The sequence below is a fragment of the Pandoraea eparura genome, assembly GCF_902459725.1.
Classification (GTDB): Bacteria; Pseudomonadota; Gammaproteobacteria; order Burkholderiales; family Burkholderiaceae; genus Pandoraea; species Pandoraea eparura.
Map to the genome: position 1 here is coordinate 97,428 of NZ_CABPSH010000013.1, position 22,213 is coordinate 119,640.

Consider the following 22,213-nt stretch of genomic DNA (forward strand, 5'->3'; position numbering starts at 1 on the left):
TGTCACGGAGAACAAGTTGACGCCTTTTGTAGAAGCGCTTGCCCGTCACGCACGTGCCACCCCGCAGCGGCTGGCGCTGCGCTGCGGCGTGGGCGATGAAGCGCAGCAGACCGATTTTGCCGCATTGTGGCGCCGCATCGAGCGCGTGGGCGGGCATCTGCGCGGTACGTGGCATATCGCCCCGGGCGAGCGCGTCGCGTGCCTGGGGCTGAACGACGAGCTGCAACTGGCGCTGCTGTTCGCGTGTGCACGCGCCGGGGCCATCTTCTTGCCGTTGAATTTTCGTCTCGCCGTGCCAGAGCTGGCGACCATCGTGCGTCATGCGGGCGTGCGCGTGCTGTGGTCCGACGCCATGCATCGCGACATGGCCCGCCAGATTCGCGACGCGCTCGAACCCGCCTCCGGCAACGACAACGACCTGCCCCCGCCGGCCATCGCGTCGATCGAAGGGCTGATCGCGGTGCCGTCGATCAAGCCGGTCGATTACCCCGACGTCGCGGCCGATGCTCCCGTGTTGCTCGCCTATACGTCGGGCACGACGGGCGAGCCCAAGGGGGCGCTGCACACGCAAGCCGGATTGCTGGCCAACGCCGAGGCCAGTTGGTGGGCGCACGAGATGCACGCCGATGACCACGTGCTCTCGACGTTGCCGATGTTCCACGTCGGGGGGCTGTGTATCCAGACGTTACCGGCGCTGTTGCGCGGGGCGAGCGTTACCTTGCATCCCCGCTTCGATCCTGCGGCCTGGCTGGCCGATGTCGAGAAACATCGGCCGACACTGTCGTTGATGGTGCCCGCGACGATGCGCGCGGTGCAATGCCATGCGCGTTGGCAGACGACCGATCTGTCCTCGTTGCGCGGGGTGATGGCCGGATCCAGCGTGGTGCCGATGTCGGCCATCGACGCGTTCCATGCCCGCGGCATCCCGCTCGGGCAGGTTTATGGCGCGACGGAGACCGGCCCGGTGTCGATCGCGTTGCGCTTCGGCGAGGCGAAGGCGCATCCCGGCGCGGTCGGCCGGGCGTGCCCGGGGGTGGACATCCGCCTGACCGATGCTGCCGGCCAGGACGTGCCCGCCGGCGACGTCGGCGAGATTCTCGTGCGCGCACCGAATGTGATGCGCGAATACTGGCGCATGCCGAACCACGTCTCGTTCGACGACGGCTGGTTTCACTCCGGCGACCTGGCGCGGCGGCGCGAGGACGGCTGCTTCGACGTCGTGGGCCGCAGCAAGGACATGATCATTTCGGGCGGTGAGAACATCTACCCGGCGGAAATCGAAAACGCGCTGGTCGATTGTCCGGGCGTGCTGGAGGCGGCGGTCGTGGGCGTGCCGGATGAGCGATGGGGCGAGGTGCCCGTTGCCGTCATCGTGCCCACGCCATCGGCGAGCGCGACGCAACAAGCCGTGCTCGATTTCCTAGGCGCACGCATTGCTCGCTTCAAATTGCCGCGACGGGTCGTCATCGTCGATGCACTGCCCAAGAGCGCCCTTGGGAAAGTGCAGAAGCCAATTCTCATAGGCTGGTTATCGGTCGCCCCCGAATCTGGAAACGCAACGCTAAGTCCGTCATAAAGCGCGTCACCCGATTTTCATGAAATAAGCGCCGAATCCCTTTTCAAATAAGGGGTTCGGCGTTTTTTCATGGATCAACGCCATCGTGCTTAAGGGAAAATACCTATGCGTGACGCCTCAGTTTGTTACCATCCGATGGGAATTCAATTTTTTACTTTGGGAATTGCGTCGCAAGATAGCGCCCATGTCGTCATCAACGGGGCTGCCCGCTGATTTTTTTGCTTTCTTTGGTTTTGAAGACGATGGACACCACCGAAGCGCAATCGGTCTCAGAACGCGTGTTGCAAGTCCTTGTGACTGTCGCACGCCATGGACGGCCGATCGCCGCGCGCGAAATTGCCGCGCAAACGAGCCTGCCGCTTTCCACGGTTTACCGCCACCTCGTGCCACTCAAGAAGTGGGGCCTGGTGCAGGAGCACGCCCACGAGGCGCTCTACGAACCGGGACCGGTCGGCGTGCAATTGGCGTGGGGGTTCGACCACAACTCGCATCTTGTCACCCAGGCACGCGAAGAAATCGAAGCCCTCGTGCAGCGTACCGGCGAGACCGTCGGTCTGCTGGTGGCCGCGAACGGCCAGGTCGTTTGTCTTGACATGCACGAGAGCGAGCAATCGCTGCGCTGCTCGTTTGCGAAGGGGCGTGCGCACCCGCTGGTGCATGGCGCTTCCGCCAAGGCATTGCTCTCGTTCCTGCCGCAAGCCACCCGCGAGAGCCTGATCGCGCGACAACTGGCGGGCCAGCCGGTGGCGCAGGAGCGTCTGGTTGCGCAGGTCGAAGAGATTCGTCAGCAGCGGTATGCGGTGTCCGAAAGCGAAGTCGACTTCGGCGTCTGGGGCGTATCGGCCCCGGTGTTCGCCGCCAAGGAGCGTCTGGAAGGCACCATCACCCTGATGGCGCCGGCCGTGCGTGTGGCGCAGCGCCACGATGAGCTGATCCGCCTCACGTTGGCGGCAGCCGAGCGTATTTCGAATCGATTGCAATACTTTTAACCGGTTATCCGACCGAGACTACACGAAGGAGTCCCAGATGAAATTGCGTCACATCCTGTTCACGATGGCGCTGGCCATCACCTGCTCGAGCAAGGTCTTTGCGGCCGACGACGTGCTGCGTGTCGCCACCGATGCGACCTTCCCGCCGTTCGAATACGTGGAAAACGGCAAACGCACCGGTTTCGACGTCGAGATGATCGAAGCCCTCGGCAAGGTCATGGGCAAGAAGATCGAATGGACGGACATCGACTTCAAGGGCCTGATTCCGGCCGTGCTGTCCAAGCGTGCCGACGTGGCCGCCTCGGCGATCTACATCACCGACGAGCGTCTGAAGGTCGTGAACTTCACGCATCCGTACTACACCGGCGGCCTGGCGATCCTGGTCAAGACTGACAACACGGCCATCAAGGAACCGGCCGATCTGAACGGCAAGAAGGTGTCGGTCCAGGTGGGCACGAAGTCGGTGCAGTTCCTGAAGGACAGCTACCCGAAGGTCGAGCGCGTGGAAGTCGAGAAGAACGACCAGATGTTCGAACTCGTGAAGATCGGTCGTGCCGACGCCGCCGTGACCGGCAAGCCGGCGGCGCTGCTGTACGCCAAGGCCAACCCGGTGGTGAAGGTGCTCGACAAGACGCTGACTGTCGAGCGTTATGGCTTCGCTGTGCGCAAGGGCGACACCGAGCTGACCAACGAGATGAACAAGGCGCTCGAGAAGTTGCGTGCCGACGGCACCTACGCCGCGCTGGTCGCCAAGTACTTCGGTACGTCGAAGTAATTCATTCACAAACGCAATACCGCGCGGGTCGACCGTCGCCCCCGAGTGGGGCAGCGGCGCCCGCCGACGCAATAACGCCGTAGAACTACTGACGGAGTACGCATGGAACTCGATTTTTCGCCGGTGTGGGCCAACTGGCAGGACCTCGCGCGGGGCGCGCTCGTTACCGTCGAGGTAACGGCCTGCGCACTGGCGCTGGGCTGCGTGTTGGGTTTGCTGATCGGCATGGGTCGCCTGAACCCGGCGTATCGCATTCGCTACAGCATTTGTACCGCCTACGTCACATTCATTCGCGGTACGCCGCTGTTGGTGCAACTCTTCATCCTGTTCTTCGGCTTGCCGCAGTTCAACATTCTGCTGCCGGCATTTCTGTGCGGTGTGCTGGGCCTGGGCATCTATAGCGGCGCCTATGTCTCGGAAATCGTGCGCGGTGCCATCCAGTCGATCGAGCGCGGTCAGATGGAAGCCGCCCGCTCGCTCGGTATGCCTTACGGCATGGCGATGCGCACCGTGATTCTGCCGCAGGCGATCGTGCGCATGATCCCGCCGCTGGGCAACGAATTCATTGCGCTGATCAAGAACTCCGCGCTCGTGTCGCTGCTCACGATTCATGACGTGATGCACGAAGGCCAGAAGATCATCAGCGTGTCGTACCGCTCGCTCGAGGTGTATCTGGCGATCGCATTTGTTTATCTGATTCTGACAGGCTCCACCACGCTGCTGCTGCAGCGCGCCGAAAAGTCCCTGCGTGCCGGAGGTGCCGTGCAATGAGCGAAGTGAAGAAGGAATTCGGCGCGCCGATTCTCAAGATCGAAGGACTCGGCAAGGCGTACGGCAGTCTGCAGGTGCTCAAGGGCATCGATTTCGAAGTTGATGCGCGTCAGGTGGTGGTCGTCATTGGCCCGAGCGGTTCGGGCAAGAGTACGTTCCTGCGCTGCTGCAACGGGCTGGAGACGGCCGAGCAGGGCACCATCGAGATCGTCGGCCAAAAGCTCGTCGATCACGGCAAGATGATGGGCGAGAACGCGCTCAATCATCTGCGCACCGAGGTGGGCATGGTGTTCCAGTCGTTCAACCTGTTCCCGCATTTGACGGTGCTCGAGAACGTCACGCTCGCGCCGCGCAAGCTGCGCGGCATGAAGAGCGCCGAGGCTGAGACGCTGGCGCGCGAACTGCTCGCCAAGGTGGGACTGGCCGCGAAGGCGGACGTCTTTCCGGGCACGCTCTCGGGCGGTCAGAAGCAGCGCGTGGCGATCGCCCGCGCGCTGGCCATGCAACCGCAGGTCATGTTGTTCGACGAGCCGACGTCAGCGCTCGATCCGGAACTGGTGGGCGAAGTGCTGCAAGTGATGAAGGCGCTGGCGAACGATGGCATGACGATGCTCGTCGTCACGCACGAGATGGGGTTCGCCCGCGAAGTGGCGGATGTGGTGGTGGTGATGGACCAGGGCCGGATCATCGAAGCCGGGTCGCCCGAGCAGATTTTCACCGCGCCGCGCGAAGCGCGTACGCGAGAGTTTCTGCAAGCGGTCATTGCACGGTAAGGCAGGCAAAACGTATGACAATCGATCGAACGGCCTGGCAAGGCCGTGTGGATACCGGCGAGGCCGGCCATACTCTGCGTCTGCATCAGGTGCTGCGCGACTACGACGCGTCGCAGGTCGCCGGTGGCGCTGTCGTGCTCGGGTTTTGCAGCGACGAAGGCGTGCGCCGCAACCATGGGCGCGAGGGGGCGGTCGCCGGCCCGGACATGCTGCGTCGCGCCCTGGCAAGCCTGCCCGTGCACGGCACGCCCGCCGTGTTCGAGGGCGGCAACATCGTGTGTGCCGACGGCCGGCTTGAAGCAGCGCAGGCCGCGCTCGGCCATCGCGTGGCCGAGGTGCTGGCCGCGGGGGCGCGTCCGGTGGTGCTTGGCGGCGGACACGAGATCGCCTACGGCACGTTCCTCGGCGTGGCCGAGCATTTCGGCGACCGTCTGCGCGACGAGCCGATCCTCATCCTCAACTTCGACGCGCACTTCGATTTGCGCGCCCAGCCGAGCGCCAGTTCGGGCACGCCGTTCTGGCAGATCTCGCAGTGGCTCGCGGGCCGTCAGGCGCCGTTCCACTATGCGTGTCTCGGTGTGAGCCGTTACAGCAATACGGATGCGCTGTTCGAGCGGGCGGCGGCGTTGCAGGTGGACTATTGGCTCGACGACGCCATGCTGGCCCATCGTCTGCCGGACATGTGCGAGCGACTCGAGGCAATGCTCGACCCCGTGAGTCACGTGTACCTGACCATCGACATGGACGTGTTGCCGGGCGAGAAGGCGCCAGGGGTATCGGCGCCGGCGGCGCATGGCGTGGCGCTCGAAGTGGTCGAGGCACTCATCGGTGTGGTGCGTCGCTCGGGCAAGCTGCGCGTGGCGGATATCGCGGAATACAACCCGACGTACGACCGCGACGGTCTCACGGCACGCGTCGGCGCGCGTCTGCTGCATCCGCTCATCACGCAATTCGAGGGCTAGGGTGTTGGACGTGCACGGGCGTGAGATGCGTGGCGCATAGGGTTATTTGCGCCGTTCACTGGACTTCTGCGCGACAATAGGGCGGGCGATCTGCACATGGATCGCCCGCCCTTTTGGTTTGGTGCGCCGCCGCAATATCATAGTCGACAAGCGAGGTCATGATGACAGAGCAGACGAACTCCCTGAGCAATACCCATATGGCAGTTGCCACGCTGGCCGGTGGTTGTTTCTGGTGCCTCGAGGCCTGCTATCAGCAGCTCGACGGCGTCAAGTCCGTGGTCTCGGGCTATGAAGGCGGTCATGTCGAGAACCCGACCTACGAGCAGGTTTGCGACGGCGACACCGGTCACGCGGAAGTGGTGCGGCTGACTTACGATCCGGACGTGGTTACCTTCGAGGAATTGCTGATCGTGTTCTTCCAGATCCACGATCCGACGACCCTCAATCGTCAGGGCAACGACATCGGCACCCAGTACCGCTCGGCCATCTTCTATCACGACGACGCGCAGAAAGCGGCGGCAGACCATCTCATTGCCGAATTGATGGCCGAGATGACCTATCAGCACCCGATCGTCACGCAAGTGGTGCCCGCGCAGACGTTCTGGCCCGCCGAGGCCTATCACCAGAACTACTTCCGCCAGCATCCCGATCAGGGCTACTGCGCGTATGTCGTCGCACCGAAGCTCAAGAAATTCCGTGAGAAGTTTGCCCGTCGCCTCAAGTCGGCTGCATAACCGCGCCAACCCTCCGCCGCCGCCCCTTTGCAGACATATCGCTGGCGTGTGAAGGCTCGGGGCGGTGGCGCGGTAGGGCCGCCCCGATGTCACAGAATCGCGCACACGCTGTTTTGCATCAGGTCGAGCGGATCGTGACGGGTGTGGCGATCCTCGACTGAGCGAGGTGAGCGGCCCAGATCGGTGCGTTGGTGGCATCGCGCCACCTGCGAGGTGAAATCACACAGGGTCGTATCGTCCTGGATCGCCAGTGCGTATCCATCGGGCGGCAATGTGGTGTGCCCGCGCATCCCCGCTGCGCGGTAATGAAAGGCAAGAATCGCCGAGTGATCCTTCCGGATAAGCGAGGCGTGAGGATTGCCTTCATGGAGAAACGCCAGTTCACGCTCGCCGGCGAACAGGAATGCCGCCTCTTGCGCGATGTCGAGTTCGGGGAACGTGAACCGGCCGATATCGATACTGTGGGCCCCAACGTCATAGGTCAATGCGCTCAGCGTGCCGGGCAAATAAGCCGGATCGTCCCGCAGTAGCGACGGCAGCCCCAATGCTTTGATTCGCGCGTCGACCGAGACGCTGGCGCCGTCAGGGTGAAGCGTCAGCAAGTCGCCGAGCGTCTTGCGAAGTTCGGCATTGGTGGGGTATTGAGGTGCTCCACACTCGCCAAGCGGTGTGACGAGTTCCGCGAGCACGTTGTCGAAGTAATCGTTTGCGGGAATCGTGCGGCACGTGACGGCCGCCCCAGGCAAGTGAGCGTTGGATCGCTTCGCAGCTTGCGACGCAGGTTTCCACGCGTGAGTCTGATTCTCGATCTTTTCGATATCGATGGCGATTTCGTGGCGATTCGCGTGAGCGTCAATCGCATACGAAGCCGGGTTGGATTGCGCGTAAGGAATAGCCAAGGCGAGGAACGGCATGGTCCATGCTCCCTGAAGTGGGTCCTGCGGGGAAAGGGGGGCACTGAGAAAATTCGACGTGTGCGTGACGGTCATCGTCGCCGTAAGGACTGTGTCAACCTACGACACGCACGGACGCACCACTGGCCGCCGCAAACAGGATCAGACATGGCTCTGCGACATGCGCCGCGTGTCCATAGGCAGCGTCGAGGCTGTCGAAGAAGAACGCTTCTGCCGCGCTCTGCACCTGGTGCGTCACGATTTCGAAGCGATGGTGATCGAAGCGGATGTCGAGATACGTGAGACTCGTGTGAAACCAAACCACGTAGCCGGCGAATGGCAGTACCGACGGCAACGCCGGAACGAGTCGAGCCGAGCGCGGCTCGCTGTCTGATGCCGTGGCGGTCTGCGCTTCCTGCCAGCGTCGATAGTCCTCGCGCACAGGTCGGTTTTTCATGGTTGTCTCTCCTGAGAAGTGACGACGACGCTCCCTGAAGTGTCGAGCGATGGTGCGGCCGTTGTTAAGTCACGGTTTTCGCAAATCGCCCGGACCTTGCCGGATTTGCGTCGCGCTGTCGAGGCGCGCGGCGTTCGGCGGCGCGCTCACGCCTGATGAGTGCTCACACGCTTGCCGGGGCCGGACGCCATTCAAGGCTGGCGATCGGCTTCGATCGATGTCCCGCCAACGAATCGATCATGCCTGTTGCACTGGCCGACGGGCTGAAGGAGCGTCCGAAAGGGGTATCGGACAATGCCTGGTTCTGGCGATACCGGTGAGACGACGCGCACCGAGGCGACCGTCGTGGTAGTGAATGTGGCTCGGTCTGCCGTTGAATTTTCTTCGGAGAGGGCCACCGTCGTGGGTTCTGCACAGCCAGATCGCCACCTGCCGGGGCATGGCGGGCGATAGCGCCCGGAAACCCGTGCCGCGCCTGACAATTCATATGTTCATTAATTTTCACGTAAAATGTCGGCTCCCCTCCATGTCGTCTTCAGGTAGCCCGCCGTGCGCCCCCTGCCTTTCCGCGATGCGTTGATGGCCATGATTGGCATTGCGCTCGTCAACATGCTGGTCGCCCTCGACCAGACCGTCGTCAGTACTGCACTGCCGTCCATCGTCGCCGAACTCAAAGGTTTCGAGTATTACGCCTGGATCGCCAGCATTTACCTGCTGGCCTCCGTCGTGACCGTGCCAGTGTTCGGGCGACTCGGCGATTACTTCGGCCGTCGCCGGTTCGTGATCGCCTCGGTGGTGACCTTTACCGTCGCCTCGGTGCTTTGCGGTCTGGCCCCCAACATGCCATTCCTTGTTTTCGCGCGCGGATTGCAGGGGATCGGTGGCGGCATGATGGTCGGCACCGCCTTCGCGTCCGTGCCCGATCTGTTCCCCGACGCCCGCTCGCGAGTGCGTTGGCAGGTCGTGATCACCACGGCCTATGGCATCGGCACGGCCGCGGGGCCATCGCTGGGCGGCCTGCTCTCCGAGCATTTCGGCTGGCGCTCGACATTTTTCGTGAACCTGCCGGTCGGTCTGGCGGCGCTGTATTTCGTCTGGCGATACCTGCCCAAGTTTCCGTCGGCACATCAAGGCGACGTTCGCGTCGACTGGCGTGGCGCACTTTGGATCGCCGTCGTGCTCGGCGGCTTCCAGGTGTTCATCGAGAACTTGCCGGCCCGCGGCGCATCGCTCGGGAATGGGCTGCTGATTGCCGGCGTTGCCATCGGCTTCTGGGGGCTGCTACGCACGGAACGCCGCGCCACGCATCCCATCGTGCCGCTCGACATGTTCCGTCACCCCCAGCTTGTGGTGCTCTTCACGCTGTCGGTGCTGATCGGCTTCGTGATGTACTCGCTGATCTTCTTCGCGCCGCTGCTGTTGCAGGGTGGCTTCGGTCTGAGTCCGCAGGCCGCTGGCTTGATCGCGACGCCGCTTGCTGCCTGTATTGCGCTGGGCAGCTTCATCAATACCCCGATCGTGGTGCGACTGTCGCGTCCGACCAACATGCTGATTCTCGGCTTTTGCCTGCTGGCGGCCGCGTCGGCGGGCGTGGGACTGTCCCATCGCGTGACGTCGCACGGCATGATCGCCCTGATGATGGGGTGTGCGGGCATCGGCATCGGTTTCATCCTCAACAACATGAACGTGTTCGGGCAGGAAATTGCCGGGCGCGAACGTTTCGGCATCACCACTGCGCTGTTGCAGTCGACGCGCATGGTCGGCGGCATGCTGGGCACGACGATCGTGGGCACGCTGGTCAATCACTGGTATGCCAACGGGGTGGCCGGTGTGGTGTCGGGCTACGATGGCACGCCGGCGGCCCACGCCGTCGGCCGCGCGCTCGACCCGCGCATTCTGATCGATCCGACGCTGCGTGCCGACCTGTTGACCGATCTGCGGGCCGTGGGGATCGATGGCATGCCGCTGGTCGAGACCGCTCGCCTGACGCTCGTGAACGCCGTCCACGCGGGGGTGCTGCTCACGGGCATCGCGGCGATTGCCGCCGCATTGCTGGTGCGCCGCATCCGGCAGATTCAGTTTCCCAAGCGTCGCGATCGCTCGACCGTGGCCGCGCCGGAATAAGTCGTGAGCCGCCCGGTGTTGTCCGAACGGGTTGCGCCGGGTGTCTGAAAACCAAGGCATGGGGTGAGAGAACCCCCGTCAAAATGCCGGGTCGGTGCCGACCTCGTTTACAATGCGCGGTGTTTGCCGGGTGAGCCGGCATCTCCGATTTTTGTGAACGAGGTTTCCATGATCATCAAGCCACGCGTGCGCGGCTTCATCTGCGTCACCACCCATCCTGTCGGCTGCGAGGCCAACGTCAAGCAACAGATCGCCTATGTGAAGGCGCAAGGCGCGATTGCGAACGGTCCGAAGAAGGTGCTCGTGATCGGTGCGTCGACCGGCTACGGTCTGGCCGCGCGCATTACCGCCGCTTTCGGCAGCGACGCGGCGACGCTGGGTGTGTTCTTCGAGCGTGCTGGCAGCGAGACCAAGCCGGGAACGCCGGGGTGGTACAACACGGCCGCCTTCGACAAGTTCGCCACCGAGAAGGGGCTGTACGCGAAGAGCATCAACGGCGACGCTTTCTCCAAGGAAATCAAGGCCAAGACCATTGAGACGATCAAGCAGGATCTCGGTCAGGTCGATCTGGTCGTCTACAGCCTCGCGTCGCCGCGCCGCACGCATCCGGAAACGGGGCAGGTGTTCAGCTCGGTGCTCAAGCCGGTGGGCAAGTCGGTGACGCTGCGCGGCATCGATACCGACAAGGAAGTCGTGAAGGCATCGGTGTTCGAGCCGGCCACGCAGGAAGAGATCGACAACACGGTGGCCGTCATGGGCGGCGAAGACTGGCAAATGTGGATCGACGCGCTTGCCGAGGCAGGCGTACTCGCCCCGGGCGCCAAGACGACGGCGTTCACGTATCTGGGCGAGAAGCTCACGCACGACATCTACTGGAACGGGTCGATTGGCGCTGCCAAGAAGGATCTCGACGAGAAGGTGCTCGGCCTTCGCGCCAAACTCGCGGCCAGCGGCGGCGACGCCCGCGTGGCCGTGCTCAAGGCACTGGTCACGCAAGCCAGTTCGGCCATCCCGATGATGCCGCTCTACCTCTCGCTGCTGTTCAAGGTGATGAAGGCCAAGGGTACGCACGAAGGTTGCATCGAGCAGATCTACGGCCTGTACAAGGACAGCCTGTACAGCGCGACACCGAAGCTCGACGAGGAAGGCCGGGTGCGCACCGACCAGAAGGAGCTTTCGCCCGACGTGCAGAGCGAAGTTGCGGCACTGTGGGACAAGGTGACCGACGAGAACCTGTATGACCTGACGGACTTCGCCGGCTACAAGCACGAATTCCTGCGCTTGTTCGGATTCGAGATCGACGGCGTGGATTACGAGGCTGACGTGAATCCGGACGTATCGATTCCGCATCTCGTGGCGTAAAGCATAAGGGCGTCCGGGGGCGTTCAAGGGCTTCCCGGGACGCTCAGCCGCATCGCAGTGCAATAACGATGGCCCGAGTTCGGCGCAGATGCCGGCTCGGGCCATCGTCGTTTTGGGGGGGGGGCGCGTGCCGCATGCCAAGCGTGGTGTGGCGTGGTCGCGTCGTCGTGCCTTCGCGCCGAGCCTCGCGTTGCCGTGATGTCGTGATGCCGCGTCGCTCCATCGTCCCGTCGCCGCATCGGTCAGGCCGGCGTCACTTCACGCTGGCGAGCGACGGCGCCGTAGACAACTCGACGATGCGTTCGGCCAGCGCGCGGCACGACAGCGGCGATGAGCCTTCGGCCTTGTTGTTGACGATCACGTACACGGGATGGCCGGCGAGGGCGTAGTGCGCGGCCAGTGCGGCCAGCACGTCGCGCGTGACCGGGTCGGGATCGACGATCTTGTCGAACGGCGCATATTTCGCCTTGGCTTGCTCGTAGCGATGGGCGCTGTTCAGATTCCAGCGCACCACGAGTGGCCCGGCACCCGCTTCGTCCAGCACGGCCAGCGCCGCGGCCTGACGCTCCACATGCGGCATCCGCGCGTGCAGGCCGAGGCAATAGCGCACCCCCAACTGCCCGAGCGCCCGCATGAGACGCGGCGTGAGCAATGCGCCGTCGCGAATTTCCAGTGCATAACAGGCCCCCGGCGCGGCGACGCCTTCGGGCGTTGCGTCATCCTGCGGCAGTGGCGGCAGTGGCGGCAGTGGCGGCAGTGGCGGCAGCGCGGCGAAGAAGGCTTCGATACGGTGAATCAGGGCGGGAATGTCGCGCAGCAGCGCCGACGGCAAGGGCGATACTTGAAACACCAACACCCCCGCCTTCGGCCCGAGCCCGGTCAGACATGGTGTCACGAACTGCTCGGCGGCAATTCGCGCGTCGAGAAAGCAGGGGTTCGCGCCCAGGCCTTCGCCTTTTTCTCCGCGTACGAGCGCATCGGTCACGATGCTGGGCGCCTTGACCAGGAAGCGGAAGTCCTCCGGCACCTGCTGCGCGTACTTCTGATACTCGACAATCGACATCGGTTTGTAGAACGATCGGTCGATCCCCACGCAGCGCAGCACCGGGTGGCTCGCGTAAGCGGCAAGTCCCTGACGCGAAAGCTTGGTGTCGCTGTAGTCGTCGTCCCAGACAATGCCTTTCCAGCCTGGGAACGACCACGACGAGGTGCCCAGGCGAATCGAGCCGGGCAGCCGGTCGCCCAACCGCTGCACGTCGTCCGGAATGTCGGCCGCGCCAACACCGCCGCGGCGCGTTTGTCGGGGGCGCGGTGCGTGCCTTGTCGGAGTCGCGGTGTCGTCATCGACCTGCCTGGCACGTCCGCCTGTCGCGGGATCGTCAGGCGTCGTGCCAAACAGATCGAACTGGCTCATCGGTTCTCGTACATGTAGCGGCGCGACCAGGGCAGGCGCGTGGCGGACTGGCCGGCCTTGCGGCAGACCACCTGATAGAGCGAGACGTGATCGTGCTCGAACGCATACGCGCAGCCTGCCAGGTACACGCGCCAGACGCGGAAGCGCTCTTCACCCGCCAGTTCGCGCAGACGCGGGGCGTGCGATTCAAAGCGTTCGGACCAGAGCGCGAGCGTGCGTGCGTAATGACGTCGCAGGCTTTCCACGTCGCTTGCTTCGAGTCCGCCGCGCTGCATGGATTCGAGCGCCAGGCTGATGTGCGGCAACTCGCCGTTCGGGAACACGTACTTGTCGATGAACTCGCCGCCGCCCATCGGCGTCTCGCCGCTATCCGGATCGGTCGACGTGATGCCGTGGTTCATGGCGACGCCGTCGTCCTTGAGCAGCGACGCCATCTTGGCGAAGTAGTCCCGCAGGTGCTTGCGTCCGACGTGCTCGAACATCCCCACGCTCGTAATGCGGTCGAATTGCCCCGCCACGTCGCGATAATCCTGAATGCGGATCTCGATCTGATCGGTCAGGCCGAGCTTCCTGACCCGTTCGGTGGCCAGATCGAACTGATTCTGCGAGAGCGTGATGCCGACACATTTCGCGCCGAATTTCTGCGCGGCGCGAATCACCAGGGCGCCCCAGCCGCAGCCGATGTCGAGCAACGTCTGCCCGGGCTGCAACTGGATCTTGGTGAGGATGTGATCGATCTTCTTTTCTTGTGCTGTGTCGAGGTCTTCGTCGCCGTTCTCGAAGTAGGCACAGGAATAGACCATGTTCTTGTCCAGCCAGAACTGGTAGAACTCGTTCGACACGTCATAGTGGAACTCGATCGAGCGCTTGTCGGACTTCTTGCTGTGCGTGTAGTGGCGGACTACGCGCTCCAGCGGGCCGAGCGTGGTGAGGCTACTCCCGGCAAGCGCGTAACTCATGTCGATGACGTCGACGAGCTTGCCCTCGACGTCGATCTCGCCCTTCACATAGGCCTCGCCCAGATTGTCGAGGCTGGGACTCAGCAAGCGCGTCATGGCCGCCGGGCCATTGATGCGCAACGTTACGCTGGGGTTGTCGAACGCGCCGAAATCGTAGTGCTGTCCATTCCAGAGCGCGAGGCGGATCGGCAGGTTGGAGGATGTCTTGACGCCGCTGACCCAGTTTTCGAGTTTTTTCTCCCACAACATGGATATGCTCCAAGTGTCACCAAAAAAACTTCAATCCGTAGCGCTCGGCGCAGTGACGTCTCCTCGTCAAACGGGCGGGTAGACGGACTGCGTCGGCGTCGGCATCGCCGACATCATGATTACGGGGACAGGCGCGCCACGCGCCAGGATCCGTCGGCAAGCCGGAAATATTTGATGCGATCGTGCAGGCGCGACTCGCGGCCCTGCCAAAATTCAATCGTCTCCGGCACGAGCCGGTATCCGCCCCAGTGCGGCGGGCGCGGCGGGGCGTCGCCGAACTGGCGCCGGAACGCCGCCTCGCGTTGCTCGATGATACTGCGATCGGCCACTTCGGCGCTTTGCTCCGACGCCCATGCCCCAAGACGCGAACCCACCGGGCGCGAATGGTAATAGGCGTCGCTTTGCGCTTCGCTCACCTTCTCGACACGTCCCTCGATGCGTACCTGGCGTTCGAGTTCGATCCAGTGAAACAGCAGGCAGCCGTAGGGCGTGGCCGCCAGCTCGCGGCCTTTGCGCGATTCGTAATTGGTGAAGAACGTGAACCCGCCTTCGTCCGCGCCCTTGATGAGCACGATGCGTGCATCCGGACGTCCCTCAGGCGTGACGGTGGCGAGCGTCATGGCGTTCGGCTCGGGCAGTTCGGCCGCGAGCGCCTGCTCGAACCAGCGTTGGAATTGATCGAACGGACTGGGCGCCACATCGGTCTCGGAAAGTGAGCCGAGTGCGTAATTTTTGCGCAGGTCCGCGAGAGATAGCGTCTGGGTCACGACGATCGGTGTCGGTCTGTTGCGGTTGGGGTTGCGACACAGTATAGCGAAGAGTCGGCGAACGTGCGCAAGTGACGATTTGCCGCGTTGCCTGCCCGTCAATCCGCTGAATGCGCCGCGGGATGGGCATCTCACGGCATGTGCTTGATATTTAGTAAGTGAAGTAATTGACGGTGCGGGTGGGAGCATTCGCGACATGGCGTGGCGTGGCAGCGACAAGTCCTTCATGCTGGCATGGGCATTGCTTCTGCGCGGCAAGGTGTTCGCGGTCGACGTCGGCGGGCGGGGCGGCTCACGGCGCATCGCGGCCCGGTCCGACCACGGGGGCGGTGGCAGAGGCGCGCGCGTCGCGCTTGCCACCGGCCAGGGTGCCGTTCGCGCCGCGCACCGGCTTGAGCGCCGACGGGTGGCGGCTGGGCGGATGCTGCAGGCTGGCGAGCAGTTCGCCGCATGGGCTGTCCTTGCCCGGGCCGAGTTCGAGCAGTGGCACGAGGGCGGTGTAGGGCGCGAGTACGCCCAGCGCGATGGCGCCCCCGGCACGGGCGATCAGTGTCGGCACGTTGACGCCGACGTCCGGATGCTTGAACGTGCCGCGCACATAGAGCGGTGAGCGCAACGACAGGAGGCCGAAGTGCTTCGGTTCGGGGCGGATGGTCAGGCCGAAGTGTTCCCGTTTGAGATCGACCTGTCCGGTGACACCGATGCTCGTATCGTCGGTGTCGATCACGAACGTGCGCGCATCCATGACGCCGTCGCGCACCGCAAAGTCCGCGGCCGCGCATCGCATCTCGATCTGCTTGTCGCCGAAGAGCTTGGTCAGCACGATATTGCCGACGTTGAGCCCCAGATACTCCAGCATCAGCTTGCTCATCGAGCCGCGGTCGATCAGCATCTTGATCTCGCCGTTCGACGAGCCGGCCAGCGCGGCAATCGAGTTGCCGGTCGCCGTGAGCGCGGCGTCGCCATTGACTTCGCCGACGCTCGTCTTCATCAGGTCGACGTCGGGTAGCAACTGCTTTGTCTGCAGGTGGCGCATCGAGACCTGCGAGTCGACCTTCATCGGCTCGGTTTGCCCGTCAAGCACGAGGGTCGACGTGATGCGTCCGCCCGCGACGCCGAATTCCAGCGGTCGGAGCGAGAGTACGCCATCGTCGAGCACGAGATGGGTGACGAGGTTGTCGATCGGCAGACGCTTGTCCTTGATGATCTTGCGGCCGGTGAACTGCACGTCGGCGTCTATCGCGCGCCAGTGATCGGTCTTGAACGGATCGACCGGCAGCACCTTGCCGGACGGCGGCGCTTTTGGCTTGCCCGTCAGATCGCCGCCACCGGAAGGGTTCTGCGTACCGACGACGGGACCGAGATCGACCAGTCGCAACTGATTCGACACAACGGCCCCCTGCAGGATGTTGCGTGGCTGCCGTTGACGGAACACCAGCGTGCCAGACAGATCGCTCTGACCGACCTTGCCCTGGAAGCGCTCGTAGCGCCAAACGCCCGCCGTATGAAGCAGATGGCCGTTGGTCTCGTAGGCGGGGGTTTGCGGCAGCAGCACACCGGTGATCGGATACAGGTCGGCCATCGTCGGCCCGGACAGGCGCAAATGCATATCGAGCGCGGCGAGCGTGGCCGGATTCGTGAGCGTGCCTTGGGCGGCGATCTGCGTGCGCCCGATGCGCACATCGGCATCGAGCGGGAAGGGATCGCCGGTATCTTCGAGCGAGAGGACGTCACCCGCGCGCGCCTTGCCGGTGACGGCGACCTTGCGGAAGGTGCCTTTGAGCGAGATGCCGATACCGTAAGGCGCCTGACCATCGATGGTGGCGATGGTCGCGCGCAGATCGAGTTGTTGCGGGACGAGATTGGCGTGCACCACGCCGTCTTCGAGTATCAGCCGGCCGATGCGCAGTGTCCACGGCGACGGTTTGCCATCGCCCTTCGTGAAGGTCCAGTTGTTCTGCCCGTCGGCCCGTTGCTCGATGAAGACCTTCGGCGCGGACAAGGTGACTTCGGGCAACACCACGCGCTTGTCGAGCAGCGGCAACCATTCGAGGGAGAACGTGAGCCGGCCCAGCGTGATCATGTCCGGCGTCTGGCTCCACGCAACGTTGCCTAACACGATATCATTCGCGATCAGGCGAGGCCGCGGCAGCCAGCGCCCCAGTCCCGGGGCCTTGGCGTTCGGCGCCAGCCAGTGCAGCGAGAGGTCGCCCCGGATGTCGAACGGGCGACCGGTCGCGGTGCTCACTTCCCGGTTGATGAAGGGCCGGGCGTAGTTCCAGTCAAACCACGTGATGAACGCCGCGAATGCCAGCACGATGGCGACCATCGTGATCGCCAGCCATTTCAAGGACGTTACCCATCGCATCATGAACAGTACCCCGTCGATTGTTGTTGCTCCGGCGCCCGCCACGCCACCGGAGGAGGATTTTGACGCGAGTCGCCGTTTCGGCGGCATCGCGCGTTTATACGGTGACGACGGTCTTGCGCGTCTGCGTGACGCGCACGTGGCCGTCATCGGCATCGGCGGCGTGGGCTCGTGGGTCGCCGAGGCACTGGCGCGCAGCGCCGTGGGCCGACTCACGCTCGTCGATCTCGACAACGTTGCCGAAAGCAATGCCAATCGTCAGGTGCATGCCCTCGACGGCAACTTCGGCAAGCCGAAAGTGACCGCGATGGCCGAGCGAATCGTGGCGATCAATCCTGCCTGCCAACTTACGCTGGTCGAAGACTTTGTCGCACTGGACAATCTCGACACCATGCTGGGCGGCGGCTTCGACTGGGTCGTCGACGCCATCGACAGCGTGCGCGTGAAAACGGCGCTCATTGCGTGGTGCGTGGCGCATGCGCAGCGTCTGATCACCGTTGGCGGGGCCGGCGGCCAGATCGATCCGACCCGCATCCGTATCGACGATCTCACCCGCACGATCCAGGATCCGCTGCTGGCGAAGGTTCGCGCGCAACTACGCAAGCAACACGGTTTTGTCCGCGGGCCGAAAGCCAAGTTCAACGTACCCGCCGTGTATTCGGACGAACCCTTGCAGTACCCGGAAGCGGCATGCGCGCCCGTGGAAGGCGCGAATGCCGTTGCGGGGCCACAGGGCTTGAACTGCGCCGGTTTCGGCTCGAGCGTGTGTGTCACAGCCACCTTCGGCATGGCGGCCGCTGCTTACGTTTTGAAGCGAATCGCGATACCTGCCGCCTGACGACCGTCCGCGCGTGCCCCAGTTGTACCAAGGTGCGCGCGTCACGTCTGTAACCAAAGGTTACGTGTCGGTGCCGACGATCGCGATCGCGGCGTCGATGTTTCGTTGTCTGAAATGACAATGGCCGGATTGCTCCCGGCCATTGTCAATGCAGTGCCCACTTTTCGTGTCGTCGCGACGCACGACGACACGACCCGCAGAGGTGAATCGTCAGCGCAATTCGCGGCGCAGCACCTTGCCGACCGGTGTCTTGGGCAGTTCCGTGCGGAACTCGATCACGTGTGGCACCTTGTAGTTCGTCAGGTGCTCGCGGCAGAAGTCGACGATGGCCTTCTCGGTCAGGTCCTGCGCCTTCTTGACGATCACGGCCTTCACCGCCTCGCCGGTGCGCTCGCTCGGCACGCCGACCACGGCCGATTCGAGCACGCCCGGACACATGGCCAACACGCTCTCGACCTCGTTCGGGTACACATTGAAGCCCGACACGATGATCATGTCCTTCTTGCGATCGGTGATGCGCACATAACCTTGGTCGTCCATCGTGCCGATGTCGCCGGTGCGCAGCCAGCCGTCGGGGGTTAGGGTCTTGGCGGTCTCGTCGGGGCGGTTCCAGTAGCCTTTCATGACTTGCGGGCCGCGTACACAGATTTCCCCTTCCTGCCCGAAGCCGAGCGCCTCGTTGGCGTCGTTGCGGATGCTCACCTCGGTTGACGAGATCGGCAAGCCGATGGAGCCATTGAACTCGCTGCCGAGCGGGTTGATGCACACGGCAGGCGATGTCTCCGTCAGGCCGTAGGCTTCGATCAGCGCGTGGCCGGTGACTTTCTGCCAGCGTTCGGCCACCGCCCGCTGTACGGCGGCTCCCCCGCCCAGCGCGCACTTGAGTGCGCTGAAGTCGAGCTGGTCGAAGCCCGGGGTGTTGAGCAGACCGTTGAACAGCGTGTTGACGCCGGTGATGAACGTGAACCGCCACTTGCCCAGCTCCTTCACGAATCCGGGCATGTCGCGCGGGTTGGTGATCAGCAGGTTGAGCGCGCCCAGTTGGAGGAACACCAGGCAGTTCGCCGTCAGGCAGAAGATGTGATAGAGCGGCAGGGCGGTGACGATGATTTCCTTGCCTTCCTCGAGGCCCTCGCCGATCCAGGCGCGGGCCTGCAACATGTTGGCGATCATGTTGCGATGCGTGAGCATGGCGCCCTTGGCCACGCCAGTGGTGCCGCCCGTATATTGGAGAAACGCGATGTCGTCGTGACCCAGCGGCACTTCCTGATGCGTGGCGCGCGCACCTTGGGCCAGGGCGGTGCGGAACGACACCGCGTGCGGGATGTGCCACTCGGGCACCATTTTCTTCACATGGCGCACGACGTAGTTCACGATCCAGCGCTTCGGCGCGGGCACGAGGTCGCCGATGGCGGTCGTGATGACATGCTTGACCGGTGTGTTGGACAAGGCCTTTTGCAGCGTGGCGGCGAAGTTCTCGATGACGACGATGGCCCCGCAGCCGGCATCCTGGAGTTGATGCTCGAGTTCGCCGGCGGTGTATAGCGGATTGACGTTGACGACCACCATGCCGGCACGCAGGATGCCGAAGACGGCAACCGGGTATTGCAGCAGGTTCGGCGACATGATTGCCACGCGCGAGCCGCGCTCCAGCCCGGGCAGGCTTTGCAGATACGCGGCGAAATGGCGCGATTGGCGCTCGAGGTCGGCGAACGTCATCGTCACGCCGAGATTGGTGAACGACGGGCGATTCGCGAACTTCCGGCAGCTCTGCAGGAAAAGATCGTTCAGCGAACGATACGTGTTGACGTCGATCTCGGCCGGCACGCCGGGCGGATAGCTCTTGAGCCAGACTTTTTCCATGAGCGCCTCCTTGAATTTGGTTTTTGTCGCACCGTCGTCGCCGGGGAAAACCCAGTAGGCGCGCGGTGCGTGGTTTCATTGCCATTTTTCGGCCGCGCGCGAGCGGGGGCCGAACCGGTAGTCTTCCCGAGTCGGTCTCGCGCGTGCGGCAAACGCGCCCTTCGACGCGCTGCAAAAAGCCGTAGCATACCGTGCCGTCTCGCGCAGGCGCACATGGTAAGCCCTGATTTGACGCGGGTTTGCGTGGAGTAATTGTTCTAGCGGCAAAGTCTTGCCAGTATGATCGATTCCGCGTTAATCCCGCATGGAATGGCGGGTGCGTTGAGTCAATCGGAGATATGACAAAAGAATTGCAAAAATCACTTGCGTGGCAGGCCGGTTTCTTACATAATTCTGTTCTCACGACGCGGCTGTAGCTCAGTTGGATAGAGTACTTGGCTACGAACCAAGGGGTCGTGGGTTCGAATCCTGCCAGCCGCGCCACTTATTTCGAGGGTCTCCTCACGGGGAGACCCTTAGTTTTTCGGGAGAGTCCTTCCCAGTGACGCGCCGCATGTCTTGTACATTCGGCCCGCGTCGATGAGAAGGATCACTGGCAGTCGTCGTTTAGTCTGGTCAGTGTCTCACGTGCAGTACGTGCGGCTGTAGCTCAGTTGGATAGAGTACTTGGCTACGAACCAAGGGGTCGTGGGTTCGAATCCTGCCAGCCGCGCCAACTCAGTTGGCAAAAACGCTCCAGAGGCGAAAGCTTCTGGAGCGTTTTTCATTGGTGCTGACGAAAAGTACGGCGCCATGCATGAACTGCCGTGTCAGCGACATCGGGCAAGGCGACGCGCGCCGTCAAACGTCATCTCGCCCGGCAACGCGTGGCGTCGCTTCTTAACCTGCCGTCGTCCCGACCTGCCATCCGAGCCCCAGCGCCTTCTGCAGCGTCACGAACGACTTGAGCAGTTGCGCATCGCCTGCAACGCGGTCCTGCTCAGCGGAAAAGCGCGTGCGCTCCGCATCGAGCCAGTCAAGCGTGCTCGCGGTGCCGGCGCGATAGCGCTGACGCGTGAGCGCCGCGGCGCGCGTGGCCGAGGCCTCTACGCTGCGCAGGCGGTAAACGTTCTCGCGCTGATGCCCGTACCGTGCCAGTGCCACGTCGGCATCGCGCAACGCGGTGAGCACGACGCTTTCATACTTCGCCAGCGCCTGATCGCGACCGGCCTTCGCGCCATCGACGCCCGCCTGCACGCGTCCGAAGTCGAGCACATTCCATTGCAGGCGCGGCAGCGTCATCCAACTGAAATTGTCCTTGCGCACGAGATGACCCGGATCCAGCGCCGAGTATCCGAGTTCACCCATGATCGAGAGTTTCGGAAACCAGTTCGCCGTCTGCACGCCGATCTGGGCGTTCTGCGAGGCCAGACGGCGCTCCGCCGCGCGGATGTCCGGCCGTGCCTGCAACAAGGCGGACGGATCGCCAATGGCGACCGTCTTCGGCACGTTCGGCAACGCCTTCGGGGTTTTCAGCTCGGTATCCAACGTACCCGGCGCGCGGCCGGTGAGCAGCGCCAACTGATCGAGCGATTCGATGACGTCCGCCTCGAGCGGCAGCACGCGCGATTGCGTCTGTTCCACTTGCGTGACGAGCCGTTCGACGTCGAGTTCCGACGCGACGCCGCCCGCGCGGCGCTGACGGGTGAGCGCGAGCATCTCGCCTTCGAGTTGCGCCGAGTCGCGCACCAGCGCCAGCCGCACCTGCTGATCGCGCAGCGCGACGTAGGCTTGCGCGACTTCGGCGGCGAGTTGAACGTGGGCGTCCGCGAGATCCTCCGACGCCGCATCGGCGTCGGCACTGGCGGCTTCCACGGCGCGTCGCGTGCCGCCGAACAGATCGATCTCCCAACTGGCGTCGAACCCGGCAACGTACAGATCGAGCGGGCCGCGGCCATTGCTACCGCTGCTGCCGTTGCCGCTGAGCAGGCTCAGGTCGGGCGAGCGCGTGCGCAACGTCGCGAGATCGACACCCGCCTTGGGCAGCAGGTCAGCCTGATGATTGCGCAGGCTCGCGCGTGACTGACGCACCTTCGCCTGCGCCGCGCGAATATCGGGGCTATGGGCGATGGCGTCGTCGATCAGCGCCGTGAGTTGCGCGTCGCCCAGCGTTGTCCACCACCGGGCGACGCCCGGCGTGTGCGCCGCGACGCCGTCGTCGGCATGGGCATACGTCGCGCCGGTGCGCAGGGCGTCGGTCGCCACTGCGGGCGCGCCGCGATAGTCGGGGCCGACCGTGCAGCCGGTGACGAGAAGGGCGGCCGCAAGGGCCATCGTTCGTAAATGAAGCGTCATGATCG

General features: G+C 63.8%; 18 protein-coding genes and 2 tRNA genes. 12 read left to right on the forward strand and 8 right to left on the reverse strand.

Annotation, left to right across the window (positions count from 1 at the left end; translation table 11 throughout):
- The first annotated feature begins 16 nt into the window (after positions 1–16).
- From PEP31012_RS20535 to msrA, 7 genes are all read left to right on the forward strand, one after another.
- On the forward strand, positions 17–1,576 hold the full coding sequence (locus tag PEP31012_RS20535) for a class I adenylate-forming enzyme family protein (RefSeq protein ID WP_150591145.1): 1,560 nt from the start codon (positions 17–19) through the stop codon (positions 1,574–1,576).
- Positions 1,577–1,818: 242 nt separating this feature from the next.
- Positions 1,819–2,565, forward strand: a complete 747-nt coding sequence (locus tag PEP31012_RS20540) for an IclR family transcriptional regulator (protein WP_150591146.1) — start codon at positions 1,819–1,821, stop codon at positions 2,563–2,565.
- A gap of 37 nt (positions 2,566–2,602) precedes the next feature.
- Positions 2,603–3,340, forward strand: coding sequence for a transporter substrate-binding domain-containing protein (locus tag PEP31012_RS20545; RefSeq protein WP_150591147.1), 738 nt, complete (start codon positions 2,603–2,605; stop codon positions 3,338–3,340).
- A gap of 102 nt (positions 3,341–3,442) precedes the next feature.
- The gene (locus PEP31012_RS20550; protein WP_150591148.1) at positions 3,443–4,111 is read left to right on the forward strand and encodes an amino acid ABC transporter permease; all 669 of its coding nucleotides are present in this window, start codon (positions 3,443–3,445) and stop codon (positions 4,109–4,111) included.
- The gene (locus PEP31012_RS20555) at positions 4,108–4,884 is read left to right on the forward strand and encodes an amino acid ABC transporter ATP-binding protein (RefSeq protein ID WP_150591149.1); all 777 of its coding nucleotides are present in this window, start codon (positions 4,108–4,110) and stop codon (positions 4,882–4,884) included. The genes PEP31012_RS20550 and PEP31012_RS20555 overlap by 4 nt, the downstream gene beginning before the upstream one ends.
- A 14-nt stretch (positions 4,885–4,898) precedes the next feature.
- Positions 4,899–5,846: a formimidoylglutamase gene (hutG, locus tag PEP31012_RS20560; RefSeq protein ID WP_150591150.1), complete on the forward strand. Its 948-nt coding sequence runs from the start codon at positions 4,899–4,901 to the stop codon at positions 5,844–5,846.
- A 197-nt stretch (positions 5,847–6,043) separates the two neighbouring features.
- Positions 6,044–6,580, forward strand: a complete 537-nt coding sequence (gene msrA, locus PEP31012_RS20565; protein ID WP_150591151.1) for a peptide-methionine (S)-S-oxide reductase MsrA — start codon at positions 6,044–6,046, stop codon at positions 6,578–6,580.
- An 89-nt stretch (positions 6,581–6,669) separates the two neighbouring features.
- On the opposite strand, the gene PEP31012_RS20570 is transcribed toward msrA, so the two are convergent.
- Together PEP31012_RS20570 and PEP31012_RS20575 are read right to left on the reverse strand one after the other, a co-directional pair.
- Positions 6,670–7,494: a hypothetical protein gene (locus PEP31012_RS20570; RefSeq protein WP_150591152.1), complete on the reverse strand. Its 825-nt coding sequence runs from the start codon at positions 7,492–7,494 to the stop codon at positions 6,670–6,672.
- 94 nt (positions 7,495–7,588) lie between these two features.
- Positions 7,589–7,930 carry a hypothetical protein gene (locus tag PEP31012_RS20575; RefSeq protein ID WP_150591153.1) on the reverse strand — a complete coding sequence of 114 codons (342 nt, stop codon included), beginning with the start codon at positions 7,928–7,930 and terminating at the stop codon, positions 7,589–7,591.
- 585 nt (positions 7,931–8,515) lie between these two features.
- On the opposite strand from PEP31012_RS20575, the gene PEP31012_RS20580 reads away from it, so the two are divergent.
- A complete protein-coding gene (locus PEP31012_RS20580; RefSeq protein ID WP_150591177.1) occupies positions 8,516–10,054 on the forward strand; it encodes an MFS transporter in 1,539 nt (512 codons plus the stop codon).
- Between the two features lie 168 nt (positions 10,055–10,222).
- Positions 10,223–11,416: an enoyl-ACP reductase FabV gene (fabV, locus tag PEP31012_RS20585; RefSeq protein ID WP_150591154.1), complete on the forward strand. Its 1,194-nt coding sequence runs from the start codon at positions 10,223–10,225 to the stop codon at positions 11,414–11,416.
- Positions 11,417–11,669: 253 nt separating this feature from the next.
- On the opposite strand, the gene PEP31012_RS20590 is transcribed toward fabV, so the two are convergent.
- The 4 genes from PEP31012_RS20590 to PEP31012_RS20605 form a co-directional block, all read right to left on the reverse strand.
- The gene (locus tag PEP31012_RS20590) at positions 11,670–12,830 is read right to left on the reverse strand and encodes a DUF72 domain-containing protein (protein WP_150591155.1); all 1,161 of its coding nucleotides are present in this window, start codon (positions 12,828–12,830) and stop codon (positions 11,670–11,672) included.
- Positions 12,827–14,038: an SAM-dependent methyltransferase gene (locus tag PEP31012_RS20595; protein ID WP_150591156.1), complete on the reverse strand. Its 1,212-nt coding sequence runs from the start codon at positions 14,036–14,038 to the stop codon at positions 12,827–12,829. Before PEP31012_RS20595 ends, PEP31012_RS20590 begins: the two co-directional genes overlap by 4 nt.
- Before the next feature lie 119 nt (positions 14,039–14,157).
- Complete coding sequence (gene pdxH / locus PEP31012_RS20600; protein ID WP_150591157.1) at positions 14,158–14,805, reverse strand: pyridoxamine 5'-phosphate oxidase; 648 nt, start codon at positions 14,803–14,805, stop codon at positions 14,158–14,160.
- Positions 14,806–15,097: 292 nt separating this feature from the next.
- On the reverse strand, positions 15,098–17,134 hold the full coding sequence (locus PEP31012_RS20605) for an AsmA family protein (protein ID WP_246171406.1): 2,037 nt from the start codon (positions 17,132–17,134) through the stop codon (positions 15,098–15,100).
- 40 nt (positions 17,135–17,174) lie between these two features.
- On the opposite strand from PEP31012_RS20605, the gene PEP31012_RS20610 reads away from it, so the two are divergent.
- The gene (locus PEP31012_RS20610; protein WP_150591158.1) at positions 17,175–18,011 is read left to right on the forward strand and encodes a tRNA threonylcarbamoyladenosine dehydratase; all 837 of its coding nucleotides are present in this window, start codon (positions 17,175–17,177) and stop codon (positions 18,009–18,011) included.
- Positions 18,012–18,221: 210 nt separating this feature from the next.
- Here PEP31012_RS20610 and PEP31012_RS20615 read toward each other — a convergent pair whose 3' ends face one another.
- Positions 18,222–19,874 (reverse strand): AMP-binding protein, encoded by a 1,653-nt coding sequence (locus PEP31012_RS20615; RefSeq protein ID WP_150591159.1) that lies wholly within the window; start codon positions 19,872–19,874, stop codon positions 18,222–18,224.
- Positions 19,875–20,280: 406 nt separating this feature from the next.
- On the opposite strand from PEP31012_RS20615, the gene PEP31012_RS20620 reads away from it, so the two are divergent.
- Positions 20,281–20,357: transfer RNA gene (locus PEP31012_RS20620), tRNA-Arg, on the forward strand.
- Between the two features lie 155 nt (positions 20,358–20,512).
- A tRNA-Arg gene (locus PEP31012_RS20625) sits at positions 20,513–20,589 on the forward strand.
- 164 nt (positions 20,590–20,753) lie between these two features.
- Here PEP31012_RS20625 and PEP31012_RS20630 read toward each other — a convergent pair.
- Positions 20,754–22,208, reverse strand: coding sequence for an efflux transporter outer membrane subunit (locus tag PEP31012_RS20630; RefSeq protein WP_150591160.1), 1,455 nt, complete (start codon positions 22,206–22,208; stop codon positions 20,754–20,756).
- Positions 22,209–22,213: the final 5 nt, after the last annotated feature.